Below are 14,934 nucleotides of genomic sequence, written 5' to 3'. Positions count from 1 at the left end.
GAGCGTGACCGCGCGAAATCACTTACAAAGCCCGTCACGCTGTGACAGTCCCACCGGTCTGCGTGGCTAACCGGCACCGAGGTCGGATCCGTTTCGTGTTACCGAGAACTTGGTCCAGCCGTGCTGTCGAGGCCATACGTAGCCGGCGACCGAGCTGGCGGCGGGGTGCGACCGAGCCAGACGCCGTCGATGCCGTCGATATCTAGGCCGACCTCGGGCAGGCCCTCCGTCTCGAAGGAACGGAGCATGGCGAATCCCTCGGTGAGCTCGACCCACAGCCAAAGGTGTCGCGACGTCACGTTTTCGGCAGCCAGAAGCTTGTGCACGTCTGAGAGGTGGTCCTTATGTAGTTCCTCGGAGACGAAGGCGGCGGGCAGGTTTCGGTCGACCGGTCGGTTGAACGCAAACCCTCGGCCCACCCAAACCTGGCCACCGTGTTCCTCAAGCAAGGCGGCGCTCGCGTCGGTTACGCGACTGAGGGTCGAGAACCCGGCGCAGGCGAGCGCGCGTGCCGCCTCCCATTCGGGTGGCCGAACTGAGGCTGGCGCGAACGCATGCTCCTGCCAATGGGGCGTGTAGATCTGCTCGACTCCCAGATGCTCCATTGCGGGGAGGCGAGTCCGCAGCGCGGCGATCGCAACGTCGGCCTCGATGACGCCTGCGTGATGGGCAAGCCAGCAGCTTGATAGCTCCGGGATGTCGACCCAATCGTCGCCGGCCGCCCGGTTCCAGCGATGGTCTCGCCCGACACGCCCCGTCTGCGATGGTGGTGACTTCGAGCGCGATCGTGTCTGCCTCAGTCGTGATGGTGAAGTCGTGCATACGATCGCGGGAATTGTCGTCGTGCAGGCAGCCGCGCACGCCCGCGCCGGTGACAGCCGTCAGCTGCTGCACCACGGCGTTGGCCGCGGCGTTCTCTCGCTCTCGCTTACTTTCCACGTAGGCAATGCACCTGGCAGGGACCGCGTGGCAACTGAGAATCGCGGTGAAATGGTCGAGTAGATGAAGTGACGGCTGTGGACCGGGGACGCTCGCCTGAGCTGCGCGACCTTGGAACAACCGCAGCTGTGGCGGTCCCGTCTCCCCCTCCTGACGCATCCCCGGCGAGTGACACATCCGCACGCTGGCAGGTTTCAAGCTCTTGGAGCGCTCGGAGAGCGAACACCTCGCTGACCACGCCGGATTGCCCCCAGCTGTCGGACCCGCATGAGACCCTTCGAGCCATGGATGCCGAGCGGAACCCTGACTATCTGCGCCAGCTGGCGGACGCAGTTAGAGCGTTCAAGGTAGCCCTTGAAGAGTTCTTGGCTCTCCACGTCGAGAACACGGGGCCTATGGCGATGGCGGGCGGCCTCGCGCCCGCCATCATGCAGAAGGACGGCGTGGACGCCGGCGAACTCGAACGTCTCCGCTCCGAAGTGGCACTCGCTTCGGGGCGCATCGCCTCTGTCGCACCTCTCGTCGGCATGTACATCCAAGTGCAAGGCCTGGGACGCATCGACCCCTTCGCGGCATGGCTGAGCATCACGCAACCCAAGCCCCTCCTGGAACCCGCGAACATCCTCGACGCCTGCGATCAAGCCATCGGCCGTCTGGAAGGCATGGCGGAGAAGGCCCAGGCTGAGTTGCCACCCACGATCGGTGTCACGTCGATGCACCCCCTCATCTGGGGTGCTGCAGGCCCGCTGTGGCGAGACGGCCACTACCGGGAAGCAGTGGCCGCGGCAGCTGAAGCACTCGTCAGCCAGGTGAAGGTCCGCACCCGGCGCAACGATGTCGCCGAAACGGCGTTGTGGCAGGAGGTCTTCTCCAACAGAGAGCCATCACCAGGCAAGCCACGGCTACGATGGCCAGGCGTCCAGACCGACCGCACCGTGACGTCGATGAATGACGGACTTCGCCAGTTCGCCCCAGGCTCCCAACTGACGATCCGCAATACGGCGGCACACGGAACCGGGTCCATCTCGGAGCAGGACGGGTTGGAGCGTCTGGCTGTCTTGAGTCTGTTGGCGCGCTGGGTAGCCGAATGCGAACTGCACGAAGTCTGAGCGGCGCGGGCACGGAATGGTCCGCCTTGCCGCACGTTTCGGCACCGCTTTCACCATCGCCGCAGAACAGCGGGAAGCGTGACGGTCGATGAGTGATCAGATGGGCGAACTCGGTGTCGCGGAATTCACGCGCGCCGCGTTGAGACTCGGGTGGAAGGTTCGCCGCCAGCACGAAAGCGACCAAGGCATCGATGCCCAGATCGAAAAAGTCAATTGGGTTTCGCGAAATGGTCGCAATTCCCATGAGGAGACAACCGGTCGTCTAATCGCCGTTCAGATCAAGAGCGGGAAGTCGTGGTTCCGGTCCAAGACGCCCGCGGGTTGGTGGTTCTCGTTCAGCGAACGCGAACGGAACCTTTGGCTCAACCACGCGCTCCCTGTCATCGTCGCCATGTACCACCCCGAGTTGGACCGGGTGTACTGGCAGCGCATCAGTGCCTCGACGATCACTAAAGCGCGGACCAAGTACCGCGTGGAAGTACCGGCGAACCAGACAGTGGACATGGCCGGATCAGTCTGGGACGACCTAGCCGCTGGGCACGAACGCCGCGCTCTCGATGTGTTCGAACTTTCCCTGCAGGGAATCCCGCCAGGTGTCGCGGTGCGCCTCCGTGAGCGTCCGGCCAAGGAACGCCCGGACGCAGCTCTCCTGGCGATGCATCTGGCGGAGGGGCGCAAGAACGCCGCAGGGACGGCTACCTCCCTCCTAAGTGCCCAACCCCGGTGGATCACAGACAACGCAGGCTGGGCGTGGGGCATCGTCGGTCAGTACTGCAGCGAGCACGGTCTCACGTCGCTGGCGGCTGATGCTTTCGAGTTGTCAGCAGACGCCAACGGAGGAGACAGCAGAGTCCGTTCGCTTGTGGCTGCAGCGACACATCGCTACTTCGACGACGCTGCCGCTGCGAACGATCTCGTTCGCCGAGCTGAGGACATGCCTGGTGAGCAGGTACTCCGCGCTGTGGGTCGCACCGTTGTCGCCGGCACCAACGACCGAGGACATTGGACGGTCGACTCTCTTCTGCTCCAAGGCGGCCCTGAGGTCGAAGGCAGCGCGCCTGCGCAGCGGCTGTTGTGCGTACACGCGCGAATGGAAGAACGATTCGACGACGCGGTGCACCATGGCGAGGCCGCCTTGAGGTTGGATCCGCTGTCGAGCGAAACGATGGTGATGACAGCGGACAGTCTCCAAGGTCGCTGGGTCCTTGGCGGCGCCGCGTCGAAGGACCTGAGCCGCTGCGTCAACGTGCTTGAACAGGCCTTGGACCAACGAGTCCGATGGGCAGGGAAAGTCGACAGCATCCGCGCGGGGCTCGTCCGTGCGCTTGAAATGGCGGGAGACTACAAGGCGGCCATGCGCGTGGCGTTGCCACCACCGGCTGGCGACAGCGGCACAGCCGACATCGACGCCAAGTCCGTACGTCTGGCAGCCTACGCCGCCAACCGGCTCGGCGACTCCGACGCACTGCATCAAGCTCTCGAACTTCTCGGAGACGAACCGGACGACCAGTTGGCGAAGGTCAGGTGCGGCGCGTTGGCCCTGGAGCGCGACGAGGAAACCGCCCTTCGCATGGCGGCTCTCAGTACCGCCGAGACAGCGCGCGACTTCAGCGAGATCGGGCAACACTGTCTGGAACTGTGCGCCGACGGCGTCAACGTCATCGAACGGCTTCGCCCCCACGTCGAGTCAGGGGTCCTACCTGCATCGCTCCTCCGCCTGTGCGAAGCGATCGTCACCATCCCGAGTCACGGCATCGATGCGTCGCTCCCCGCGCTTCGAGAACTCGCGCTGTCCGACAGGATCGCGGCGGAGTACCTGCTCGGGAACCTGAGACTGGCAAAGCGCTACGGCGAAGCAGCCGAGCAAGCCAAGACGCTGTTCGAGCGGACCAAGGCCCCTGACTATCTGATGCACCAAGCCCGAGCCCTGATCGGGGCAGATGACTACTTAGCGGCTTCGGAAGTCGCCAAGGTGGCTGTCGCCGTCAACGACATCCGGGAGGTCGACAGGGCGGAGATGTTCGAGTTCCTCGGCCAGTGCGCCGGCCAGAGCGAGGACTGGGCGCTCGCAGAGTCCTACTTTGACCAGGCGATCGGTCTCCACGCCTACCCGAGTCCGACGCTCGTCTGGAACCTGGTCGCCTGTCAGGTGAATCAAGCGCGAATCGCTCGGGCCGCTGACAGCCTCAGGAAGCACAGCCCCCCTGTACGCAACCGCCAAGATGCCTACCTCTGGACGAACGCAAACAACGCAAGCGTCTGGGATGAGCGCACCGCGTTCGAGGCCTTCGCGCTAGCACAGCGATTCATCGACGATGCTCGTCTATCAACCGCCCTTGTGACCGCGATCGTGACTCGAACCCACGGCGTCGGTAACCCCGACGAAGACGATGACCTCAAGCAGAGACGGCTCGCCGCACAGGACGCCGTCCCCGGCGAGCTTCACAAGCAAGCGTTCGAACTAATCCAGGAACTGATAGCCCGTCATGGCGACGCAACGGGCCTTCGGATCCTTCAAGGTGAGGACGAGACCGATCTTCTCGACCGGATGATGGTGCAGCTGAAAGAGGCGGCCGAAGCCGACGAAGTGAAGAAGGAGGTCGCGGAGCTCGTACGTCAGGGTCGAGTCCCTGTGGGGCTCTTGGCACGAGTCGTCAATCGCAGCACAGCCACTCTCGAAGCCCAACGCGCCCTCGGAGCCAGATTGGCTGCCAGTCAGCACGACGACGAGCATCAACTTGAGGTCGACGCGGCCGCTAGCGCGCTGAACAAGTCCGTCATTGTTGACTCGGCAACTATCATCACGCTGGCAGCGCTGAGCAGGCCGGACACGATTACCGGTCGATTCCTCGCTATACGCTCAGCACCAGCAACCATGCTGGACCTTCACCGCTTTCGTGATGACGTCCGTGGGATGGCTGGCAGCCCAGGCAGCATGCACTGGGACGAGACGCGTGGCCGGGTCGTCATCACAGAACTGACCGACGACGAGTTCATGCGTCTCCTCCGGCGGTCGGAGGCCGTGAGCGAGTACATCGACCGCCTCAGTGTTCGCTCGCCGGGCAAGCCCACCGTCTACGCCGACCTCCATGACGACGACATGCACTCGGTGTGGATCGACCCCATTCAGCTGGCCGAGGACGAAGGCCTGACCCTGTGGAGTGACGACCTTGGACTCCGACGTGCCGCCCGAGCAGTAGGAGTGATTGCGTTCGGTACCCCGGCGCTCCTCGACGCCCTGCGAGACACTGCCCTTCGGGCAGCCGGTCACGACCACGACGCAATCGACCAAGCCGTCAAGACTGGTCTCGATTGGCTCAGGGAACTGGCCGCCGACCACATAGTCGATCTTCCGCTCCCCGCTGAAACGGTTTACACGCTCGCCGCCGACGAATCGTGGAACCCAATGTCCTCTGCCGCCGTTGCGCTGTCACGTGGGTCCTTCTGGATCTGGACCGACAATGCGCTCACTCTCCTCATGGCGATCTACGCGGGCGCGCGAGAACAGGCTGAAGAGACGCTCATGGGCTGGCAATCCGCAGCCATGTACGGTGCTGCGTCCAACCGCGAGCCCGAAGCCGCTGCATCACTACTGGCGATTCTGGCGCTCGTGGCCTTCGGTGGCGAGCCGACCGATGAGGAACGCGCCGACTCTCTCCGCCGTGCCCGGCAAGTCGCTACCGAGCTCGGTGTGCCTGATCCCGCGGGCGGCCTCCCCAGCGCTGCTGCTCTACTGGCCGAAGGCGGCGCCGTTGACGATGCGCCAGACCTAGTACGCCGGGTGCTGGCCATACTCGAGGAGGTTGATCTGTCGGCGGACGATCGGGACTCCGACAGTCGTCTCGCGTAAAGAAGAAGTTCGGATCTGCGGTGGGGCAGTCACGTACAGCCAAGATTCACGAAATCGATATGCCGCCTAGTGGCGAGCTCAGGACACGCCCGTTCTGGGCGTTTTGCATGCGCCTTCGCGGCACAGCTGCCGCTCCCTCTCGCCTAGACCCCAGCGAAGTAGGCGGTGAGAGAGTGGACGCCGTGGCGGTCGAGGTTTCCGCGGGAACGGTCGTAGTGCTCGGTGGTTCGTGGGGCGGAGTGTCTAGCGAGGAACTGAGCGTTCGTATCGGGACGCCGAGGCCGAGGGCGTCGGTGACGGCTCGTCAGCGTGCCGGCGCATGGGCGTTGAGTCGGAAAGCGCGCCGCTGTTCGTAGGCGATGGAGTCCGGGACGACGCCGGGGTGCTCGATGTTGACCGAGTGGCCCCACCAGTCGAGGTCGTTGACTGAGAGCCAGTCCTTGTCATACCGGGTCTGAGTCACTGGCGTAGCCCAGGTGGCTACGTCGTTGGCGCTGTGCAGGACCCCTTCTGCGCCGGGGAACTTGTCTTTGACCTGCGTGACATTGGCCGCGAGGTCACCCACCAGGTAGGGGAACCCTGCGGCGATGTCGCGCTCGACCTGGTCGGTCGTCTCGATGAACGGGGAGAACGCGAGCTGGTCGGCGAAAGTGAACCCGACGAGGTAGATGGCGCCATCCTTCGTGACCTGGCCGCAGACGACGCGTGCGTCGCCGTTCGGGAGGCGGTTGTTGAGCCACAGGTTTGCTGCCTCAACGTCGTCGACCGGCTCGTCAGGGTGGATGTTGGCAAGTACTGCGGGCTGGGGCTTCAACGGGAACCCGGTCCACTCTCCGCGCTGGTCACGGTGAACGATCTGGGGCGCGAGGTCAGCGAAAAACCGCAGGACCGCAAGCATGGTGCCGGTGACTTCTTGACCTTCGAGGTTCGCTACGTACGCGGGCTGGAGCTTCTGTGTCCGGCCGTGGAGCTTGTCGTGCACGGCCCGCGGGATAGGTTCCCAGAGCGCGTAGACCCGGAGGCCGTGGAGTCCGCCGACGAGGCTGTTTGCTTTGGGAGGCGCGACGATCTGCATGACGTGCTGGTCGGCGTTGCGGGCGTACTTGACGGCGTTGATGAGTGCCGCGCCAGGCGTCGGGCTGGTCCCGAAGAGCGACGTGTAGGTCGTCTTGTCACCGAGTTCGTTGGCGAGGAGGTCGTTAAGCGTTTGAACGCTACTGAGCCAGTTGCGGACGGGGCGTCCGAGGTCGCTACGTGAGGCGGTCTCGGCGTAGTAGGCGGCCGCGGCCTCTTGGATGTCGCCCATGACCTGGGTGAGCCGCAGCTCTTCGCCAGCGGTGAGGGTCAGGCGGGTAGTGCTCATCGGGCGTTCTCCAGATGGTGGTCAGGGTGCCCATGCTCCCGGACGTTGAACGCGCAGCAAAGTCGGTATTCACGTTGGGCCTCGCTGACCCCCGCGACCGGAGACCGCTACGGCCGGAGAACCCGCGTCATAGTGGGCGAGGTGCAGCGTCCGCTCAGGCCAGCAGCACGTATGACCCCAGCGCGACCAGCCAGGAGACGAACGACCCGAGCAGGAAGTACTCCGTCATCTCGTGGACGGTCTGCTGCTCGTGGCGCGACGACAGCTCGGGGAAGCGGAGCAGGCCCTTCGCCGCGACCACGATTGACGCCGCGGTGACCTGCCCGCCCAGCGCCAGCGCGAGGATGAAGACCCGCTCGAGCGGGCCGAGCAGCCGGCCGCCCTTGAGCTGGGTGGGCGGCATGGCGCCGTCCGCGCGGGGGTTGATCGTGCCGGTGGTCTTCAGCACCAGCCGGACCAGGACGTTGCCGGTGGAGAGCTGGACGCCGAAGCCGCCGAGCACCAGCAGGAAGCGGTCGGGCGAGACGCCGGCGAGGGCGGGCACGGTGACGTCGTCGAGCCAGCGTCCGAGCGGCCCGGCGGCCTCGGGGGCGAGGCCGGAGCAGGCCACGGCGCCGCCGACAGCCAGCACGAACAGGGTCAGCGGGAGCCATGCCGGTCCCGGGTGGCCGAAGCCCCAGGTGACGGTCAGGTCCCACAGCACCACGACCGCCGCGACCAGCAGCAGCGCGGCCACGTCGCGGCCGGACGTCAGGCCGGCGAGCAGGCCGACACCGAGCGCCACCAGCCCGCCGACGCACCCCGGCAGGAGCCGCGTGCGGCGCACCGAGTGGGTCAGGTCGGTCACCGCGAAGCCGATCAGCAGGATCCCGAGCCAGCTCATCGCACCCCTCCTTCCGTCACAGTCCGCGCACCAGGTCGTCGGCGGCCAGCACGACGCCCATGCCGTCGGCCCGCACCCGCTGCGACACCGCGGACGGGCTGATGCCGAGGTCGTCGGCGATCTCCTGCTGCAGCCTGCCCCTCAGCAGACCATCCAGCACCGACATCGAGCGCGGCGACAGGCCGGAGACGATCTGGTCGCGGGTCATCAGCGCCGCGTTGACCAGCGCCGGCGCGGGCCCGTGCTCGCCCTCGGCCGCCGCGTACGCCGTGCGGACCCCCCGCAGCGGCGCGCGGCGCCCGTAGTCCTCGGCGGCGTCGATCGCCGACCGCGCGGCCCACCAGCCGGGGCCGTCCTCGACGCGCGGCTCCTCGGCGAGCACGAGCACGCTGCCCCAGCCGATGCCCTGGCGCACGTCGACGTCCGGCAGCAGCGCCAGCCGCAGCCGCAGGGTCGCGGCGACCGCGTCACCGAGGGTGGCGAAGATGCCCTGGAACTCGTCCCCGACCCCGATCCGGAGCGGCACCGGGGGCGCGAAGGACGCGTTGACCTCGGCGACCGCCCGCGCGAACCGGTCGTGCACGGCGGCACGGTCGGCGCTGCGGCGCGAGCCCACCAGATCACCGATCACGGTGACTGAAGGCTTGGGCTTCATCTCGCTCATCTGAAGATCATACCTTCTTCTGGGTCGGATGAAGCAAGGGACTTCACTCCCAGAACACGCGTTCGACCACCGCGTGGGCCCGGCGGGTGGTGCGCAGGTAGTCGTTGACCATCTGGTCGGACGCGCCCTGGGGGTAGCCGAGCACCCGCGCGACCGCGGCGCGCTCCCGGGCGTCGCGCGGCAGCTGGTCGGCCGGTCGCCCCCGGACGAGCGTGACGGCGTTGCGCACCCGGCTGACCAGCCGCCACGCCTCGGCGAGCGTCGCCGCGTCGTCCTCCCCGACCAGCCCCGCCGCGGCGGCCGCCTCGAGCGCCGGCAACGTCTGGGGCGTGCGCAGCGCCTCGACCGCGCCGGCGTGCCGCATCTGCAGCAGCTGCACGGTCCACTCGACGTCGGCCAGTCCGCCGCGGCCCAGCTTGAGGTGGGTGTGCCGGTCGGCGCCGCGCGGCAGCCGCTCGTCGTCGACCCGGGCCTTGATCCGGCGCACCTCGACGACGTCGGCCTCGCTGATGCCGCCCGCGGGGAACCGCAGCGGGTCGACGAGCTCGGTGAAGCGCTGCCGCAGCGCCTCGTCGCCGACCACCGCGTCGGCGCGCAGCAGGGCCTGGAACTCCCACACGTGCGACCACTTGGCGTAGTAGGCGGCGTAGGACTCCACGGTCCGCACCATCGGCCCGTTCTTGCCCTCGGGCCGCAGATCGGGGTCGACCTCGAGCGGCGGGTCGCTGGCGGGCAGCGACAGCAGCCGGCGCAGCTCGGCGACGACGGCCGTGGCGTAGGACGACGCGACCTGGGGCTCGACCCCGTCGACCGGGTCGTGGACGAACATCACGTCGGCGTCGCTGCCGTAGGACAGCTCGAAGCCGCCGTAGCGGCCCATCGCGACGACCGCGATCGCGCTCGGCGCGGCATCCAGGCCGCGCTGGCGACGGACCGCCTCGGCCGCGATGTCGAGGGTCGCCTGAAGGGTCGCGTCGGTGAGCCGGCTCAGCCCCTGCCCGACGAGCGCCACGTCGGTGCCGGCGACCAGCTCGCCGGTGGCGATCCGCAGCAGCTCGCGCCGGCGCACGGCGCGCACCGCGCCGACCGCCGCCTCGGCCGAGTCGGCCCGCTCGACCAGCGCCTGCATCTCCGCGAGCGCCGCCTCGGCGCTGAGCGGCACGAGCGACTCCCCCAGCATCTTCACGCCCTGCGGCTCGCGCTCGAGCAGGTCGGTGGCGTAGCGCGAGGTGCCGAGGACGTGGGCGAGCCGCTGGGCGACCTCGCCCTCGTCGCGCAGCATCGTGAGGTACCACGGCGAGCGCCCCAGGCTCTCGCTGATCCGGCGGAAGCCGAAGAGCCCGGCGTCCGGGTCGGGGGCGTCGGCGAACCACTCCAGCAGGACCGGCAGCAGGGTGCGCTGGATGTCGGAGGTGCGCGAGACCCCGCTCGTCAGCGCCTCGAGGTGGCGCAGCGCCGCCTTCGGGTCGGCGTAGCCGAGCGCGGCGAGCCGGGCCTCGGCCGCCTCGAGCGAGAGCCGCGCCTCGGAGCCGGCCAGGCGGGCGACGGCGCCGAGCAGCGGGCGGTAGAACAGCTTCTCGTGCAGCCGCCGCACCTCGCGGCGGTGGTGGCGCCACTGCTTGTCGAGCTGGGTGACCGGCTCGGAGTACAGCCCGAGCGAGCGACCGAGCCGGCGCAGCGACGCCTCGTCGTCGGGCAGCACGTGGGTGCGGCGCAGCTGGTGCAGCTGCACCCGGTGCTCGAGGGTGCGCAGGAACGCGTACGCGTCGTGCAGCTTCTCGCCGTCCTCGCGGCCGACGTAGCCGCCGCGGGTCAGCCGGGCGAGGGCGCTCAGCGTCGCCCCGTCGCGCAGCGTCGGGTCGGCGCGCCCGTGCACGAGCTGGAGCAGCTGGACGGCAAACTCGACGTCGCGCAGCCCGCCCGACCCGAGCTTGATCTGGCGCTCCGCCTCGTGCGCGGGGATGTGCTCGACGACGCGGCGCCGCATCGCCTGCACGTCGGCCACGAAGCCGTCGCGCTCGGCCGCGGTCCACACCATCGGCTCGATCATCTCGACGTAGGCCTGCCCGAGGGCGAGGTCCCCGGCGACCGGGCGCGCCTTGAGCAGCGCCTGGAACTCCCAGGTCTTGGCCCACTTCTCGTAGTAGCCGCGGTGGCTGGCCAGCGTGCGGACCAGCGGCCCCTGGCTCCCCTCGGGACGCAGGTTGGCGTCGACCGGCCAGATGGCGCCCTCGCGGGTGTGGTCGGAGCAGATCCGCATCAGGTGGGAGGCGAGCTGGGTCGCGACCCGGAGCGCCGTCCCGTCGTCGGCGTCGTCGGCGGGCTCGTGGACGAAGACGACGTCGACGTCGGAGACGTAGTTGAGCTCGTGGCCGCCGCACTTGCCCATCGCGATCACCGCGAGCCGCGCGGCGTGGGCCTGCTCCCCGACCCGCGCGCGGGCCACCGCGAGCGCCGCCTCGAGCGTCGCGCCGGCGAGGTCGGACAGCTCGGCCGCCGCGTCGTCGACGCCGACGTGGTGGGCCAGGTCGCGCGCGGCGAGGCGCAGCAGGATCCGGCGGTACTCCACCCGCAGCGCGTCGACGGCCTCGGCGTCCGGGAGCGTGGCGACCGGCTCGGCCGCAGTGGTGTCGGCGCCGACCGCGGCGAGCATCGCCGCGCGCACCGCGTAGGCCGCCGGGCGGGTGCTGCCGAGGGTCGGGTCGGTGAGCTCGCGCCAGTGGTCGGGGTGCCGCACGAGGTGCTGGGCCAGCGCGGCGCTCGCGCCCAGCACGCAGCACAGCCGCATCGCGGTGCCCTCGTCGTCGGCGACCTCGGCCAGCATCGACCGCCCGGCACCCTCGGCCCGGTCGTCCAGCGCCTCGACGAGGCGCAGCAGCTCGGCGAGCGCGGCGTCGGGGTCGGCCGTGGCGGCCAGCACGTCGGTGAGCGGGCGGCCGGCGGAGCCCAGCGCCGCGATGCCCGCGGCCGCGGCGGCACCGTCCGCGAAGCCCTTGCGCACGAACGCGCCGCTGGAGGTCACCGGGTCGCTCCCGCGATCGAGGCGAACCGCTCGACGAGCGGTCGCCAGTGCTGCTCGAGGCGGGCCTCGGCCTCCTCGACCGCGGCGAGCACCGCGGCCTCGTCGAGGCCCAGCGCGACCAGGTCGTCGCGGTCGTCCGCGGCCCACCCGGCCACCACGGCGGCGTCGACCTCGGGGTGGGCCTGCACGCCCCACGCACGCTCGCCGAAGCGGGCGACCTGCACCTCGCCGCCGGGGGTGCGGGCCAGCACCACCCCGCCGTCGGGCATCGCCACCACGACGTCGTTGTTCCAGTGGATCGCCACCTCGTCGCCGGTGCGCCCCGCGACCCACGGGTCGTCGGCCGCCGCGGCGCTCCAGCCCACCGGCTGGAGACCGACGGTCTGGCCCCGCGGGTTGCGGGCGACCTCGCCGCCGAGCGCGACGGCGAGCAGCTGGTGGCCCAGGCAGACGCCCAGCACCGGCGTGCCCGCCGCGACCGCCTCGCGCAGCCGCTCCTTCAGCGGACCCAGCCACGCGTGCAGGTGGTCGTCGTCGGCACCCATGTCGCCGCCCAGCACCAGCACGGCGTCGTACGCCGTCGGCGCGGGCAGCGGGTCGCCCGCGTAGGGCCGGCACACCTCGAGGACGCACCCGGCCCCCTCGAGCCAGCGCCCGACGAGGTGGGGCGGGCAGGACGCCTGGTGCTCGACGACGAGGACGCGCGTGCTCACCCCATCACGCTCCCCCAGGTCGACTCCTGCCACAGCGCGAGCAGGCCGAACCCGGTCGCCGAGGCGAGCGACCACGCCACCAGGTCACCGCGACGTCGCAGCGCCGCCACCCCGGCAGCAGCGAGCCCGGTGCCGACGAGGAGCAGGTGGAGGCCGAAGGACCACGGCGACTCGTCCTCCTCGAAGCGGTACAGCACTCCCTCCATCGAGAGGAGGACGATGATCCCGGCCAGGCCGTAGAGCCCGCCGAGCACGCCGACGACCACCAGCGACCACCGCAGCAGCCGGCCGCGCAGCTCCGACCAGCGTCCGAGCGTCAGCCCGAGGGCGGCGAGGACGACTGCGGCCGCGAGCGCGATCTCGTAGCTCACGGCGTCCTCCCCGGACCACTGCCAGTAGGACCCGCCCCGCACGCCCGTCCACGCCAGGAATCCCGCGCTCGCGACGAGCGCGGCACCGGGCAGCACCAGCGCGCGTCCGGTCGCCCGGGGCGCCGGACGGCTGCCGGGCAGCAGCGCGGCCGCCAGCGCGCAGGCGGCGCCGAGGGCGCTGAGGGCGACGTACCACTCGCGGGGGTCGTGCTCGGGCCAGCCAGCGAACCCGAGGGCCGCACCCACCAGGCCGAGGGCGCCCAGCAGCAGCCCCGGGCGACGCAGGACCTCGCGTCGCCGACCGAGGGCGAGCAGGACCAGTCCACCGAGGATCGCCGCCGTGCAGGCGTAGGACAGACCGGGCAGCCACGACGCGACGCTCATCGGCTCGTAGGACTGCTCCGTGCGCTCCTCCCACGCGTCGAGCGCGATCGCCAGCCACATCACCGCCTCCGCGCCGAGCGTCCAGCCCGCAGCCCAGGTCAGCCAGCCACGCAGCACCGCCACGCTCACCGCACCCCCTCGTCCACCGACCCGACCGGCCGGTTCAGAGCACCGGCAGCATGCGGTCGCGCTCGAAGGAGGAGACCTGGGTGCGGTATTCCTCCCACTCGGCGCGCTTGTTGCGCAGGAAGTAGTCGAAGACGTGCTCGCCCAGCGTCTCGGCCAGCAGCTCGGAGTCCTCCGCGATCCCGATCGCGTCCCAGAGGCTGCGCGGCAGGGGCGTGATGCCGAGTGCCCTGCGCTCGCGCTCGGTGAGCGACCAGACGTCGTCCTCGGCCTCGCGCGGCAGCTCGTAGCCCTCCTCGATGCCCTTCATGCCGGCGGCCAGGACCACCGCGAAGGCGAGGTAGGGGTTGCAGGCCGGGTCGATCGTGCGCAGCTCGACGCGCGTCGACTGCCCCTTGTTGGGCTTGTACATCGGGACGCGCACCATCGCGGAGCGGTTGTTGTGGCCCCAGCACACGCCCGACGGGGCCTCGCCGCCGCCGAGGAGGCGCTTGTAGGAGTTCACGAACTGGTTGGTCACCACGCTGATCTCGCTGGCGTGGCGCAGGATGCCGGCGATGAACTGGCGTCCCGTCCGCGACAGCTGGTACTCCGCGCCGGCCTCGAAGAAGGCGTTGCGGTCGCCCTCGAAGAGCGAGACGTGCGTGTGCATGCCCGAGCCCGGGTGGGTCGTGTAGGGCTTGGGCATGAAGGAGGCCCAGATGCCGTGGCCGAGCGCGACCTCCCGGATCACCGTGCGGAACGACATGATGTTGTCCGCGGTCGTGAGGGCGTCGGCGTAGCGCAGGTCGATCTCCTGCTGGCCCGGGCCGCCCTCGTGGTGGCTGAACTCCACGGAGATGCCCATCGCCTCGAGCATCGTGATCGCCTCGCGGCGGAAGTCCGCGCCGCGCGACTGCGCGGTGTGGTCGAAGAAGCCGCTGCGGTCGACCGGCTGCGGCTCCTCGCCGGCGCCGGGCATGTCCTTGAAGAGGTAGAACTCGATCTCGGGGTGGGTGTAGAAGGTGAAGCCCCTGTCGGCCGCCTTGCTCAGCGTGCGCTTGAGGACGTGGCGCGGGTCGGCGTAGGACGGGCTGCCGTCGGGCATCCGGATGTCGCAGAACATCCGCGCGGTGGCGGGCCAGCCGTCGTCGCCGGTGCGCCAGGGCAGGATCTGGAACGTCGAGGCGTCGGGGTGGGCGAGCATGTCGGACTCGTAGACCCGCGCGAAGCCCTCGATCGCCGAGCCGTCGAAGCCGATCCCCTCGTCGAAGGCGTTCTCGAGCTCCGCGGGAGCGACGCTGACGCTCTTGAGGAACCCGAGCACGTCGGTGAACCACAGCCGCACGAAGCGGACGTCACGCTCCTCGAGCGCGCGGAGTACGAAGTCCTCTTGCTTGCCCATGGGCCCAGCCTAGGGGCCGTACGTCCCGGTCCCGCCGCGCGGCCGAGGCGCGGGCGCGCCGCACCCTCGGTGCTAGCGTCGCCGGACCAGCCGCCCCACTCGGGCCCGCTCACACGGGAAAGGGAT

General features: G+C 69.6%; 10 protein-coding genes. 2 read left to right on the top strand and 8 right to left on the bottom strand.

The window, feature by feature from the left end:
* Positions 1-98 precede the first annotated feature (98 nt).
* Positions 99-605, bottom strand: a complete 507-nt coding sequence (locus tag LN652_RS21330; protein WP_230442581.1) for a hypothetical protein — start codon at positions 603-605, stop codon at positions 99-101.
* 618 nt (positions 606-1,223) lie between these two features.
* On the opposite strand from LN652_RS21330, the gene LN652_RS21325 reads away from it, so the two are divergent.
* Both LN652_RS21325 and LN652_RS21320 read left to right on the top strand, forming a co-directional pair.
* Positions 1,224-2,048 carry a TIGR02391 family protein gene (locus tag LN652_RS21325; protein WP_230442580.1) on the top strand — a complete coding sequence of 275 codons (825 nt, stop codon included), beginning with the start codon at positions 1,224-1,226 and terminating at the stop codon, positions 2,046-2,048.
* Positions 2,049-2,136: 88 nt separating this feature from the next.
* Positions 2,137-5,898 (top strand): DUF4365 domain-containing protein, encoded by a 3,762-nt coding sequence (locus LN652_RS21320; protein ID WP_230442579.1) that lies wholly within the window; start codon positions 2,137-2,139, stop codon positions 5,896-5,898.
* 304 nt (positions 5,899-6,202) lie between these two features.
* On the opposite strand, the gene LN652_RS21315 is transcribed toward LN652_RS21320, so the two are convergent.
* The 7 genes from LN652_RS21315 to glnA all read right to left on the bottom strand — a co-directional run bounded on the left by LN652_RS21315 (position 6,203) and on the right by glnA (position 14,808).
* Positions 6,203-7,261, bottom strand: coding sequence for a hypothetical protein (locus LN652_RS21315; protein WP_230442578.1), 1,059 nt, complete (start codon positions 7,259-7,261; stop codon positions 6,203-6,205).
* Positions 7,262-7,415: 154 nt separating this feature from the next.
* Positions 7,416-8,144, bottom strand: a complete 729-nt coding sequence (locus tag LN652_RS21310; RefSeq protein ID WP_230442577.1) for a hypothetical protein — start codon at positions 8,142-8,144, stop codon at positions 7,416-7,418.
* A 16-nt stretch (positions 8,145-8,160) separates the two neighbouring features.
* Entirely contained in the window at positions 8,161-8,808 is a 648-nt protein-coding gene (locus LN652_RS21305; RefSeq protein WP_230442576.1) for a SatD family protein, read from the bottom strand.
* A 43-nt stretch (positions 8,809-8,851) separates the two neighbouring features.
* Complete coding sequence (locus LN652_RS21300; RefSeq protein WP_230442575.1) at positions 8,852-11,830, bottom strand: bifunctional [glutamine synthetase] adenylyltransferase/[glutamine synthetase]-adenylyl-L-tyrosine phosphorylase; 2,979 nt, start codon at positions 11,828-11,830, stop codon at positions 8,852-8,854.
* Positions 11,827-12,543: a type 1 glutamine amidotransferase gene (locus LN652_RS21295; protein WP_230442574.1), complete on the bottom strand. Its 717-nt coding sequence runs from the start codon at positions 12,541-12,543 to the stop codon at positions 11,827-11,829. Before LN652_RS21295 ends, LN652_RS21300 begins: the two co-directional genes overlap by 4 nt.
* Positions 12,540-13,427 carry a hypothetical protein gene (locus LN652_RS21290; protein ID WP_230442573.1) on the bottom strand — a complete coding sequence of 296 codons (888 nt, stop codon included), beginning with the start codon at positions 13,425-13,427 and terminating at the stop codon, positions 12,540-12,542. The genes LN652_RS21295 and LN652_RS21290 overlap by 4 nt, the downstream gene beginning before the upstream one ends.
* Positions 13,428-13,461: 34 nt before the next feature.
* The gene (glnA, locus tag LN652_RS21285) at positions 13,462-14,808 is read right to left on the bottom strand and encodes a type I glutamate--ammonia ligase (protein ID WP_230442572.1); all 1,347 of its coding nucleotides are present in this window, start codon (positions 14,806-14,808) and stop codon (positions 13,462-13,464) included.
* Between the last annotated feature and the right edge of the window lie 126 nt (positions 14,809-14,934).

The sequence above is a fragment of the Nocardioides okcheonensis genome (assembly GCF_020991065.1).
Classification (GTDB): Bacteria; Actinomycetota; Actinomycetes; order Propionibacteriales; family Nocardioidaceae; genus Nocardioides; species Nocardioides okcheonensis.
Note: the sequence above shows the minus strand (reverse complement) of the source record. Positions and strands in the feature narration are given on the sequence as shown.

Bases quoted from the DNA above. Each gene is read 5' to 3' on its own strand.
- LN652_RS21330 (WP_230442581.1), bottom strand. From the start codon at position 605: ATGGAGCATCTGGGAGTCGAGCAGATCTACACGCCCCATTGGCAGGAG.
- LN652_RS21325 (WP_230442580.1), top strand. From the start codon at position 1,224: ATGGATGCCGAGCGGAACCCTGACTATCTGCGCCAGCTGGCGGACGCA.
- LN652_RS21320 (WP_230442579.1), top strand. From the start codon at position 2,137: ATGAGTGATCAGATGGGCGAACTCGGTGTCGCGGAATTCACGCGCGCC.
- LN652_RS21315 (WP_230442578.1), bottom strand. From the start codon at position 7,261: ATGAGCACTACCCGCCTGACCCTCACCGCTGGCGAAGAGCTGCGGCTC.
- LN652_RS21310 (WP_230442577.1), bottom strand. From the start codon at position 8,144: ATGAGCTGGCTCGGGATCCTGCTGATCGGCTTCGCGGTGACCGACCTG.
- LN652_RS21305 (WP_230442576.1), bottom strand. From the start codon at position 8,808: ATGAGCGAGATGAAGCCCAAGCCTTCAGTCACCGTGATCGGTGATCTG.
- glnA (WP_230442572.1), bottom strand. From the start codon at position 14,808: ATGGGCAAGCAAGAGGACTTCGTACTCCGCGCGCTCGAGGAGCGTGAC.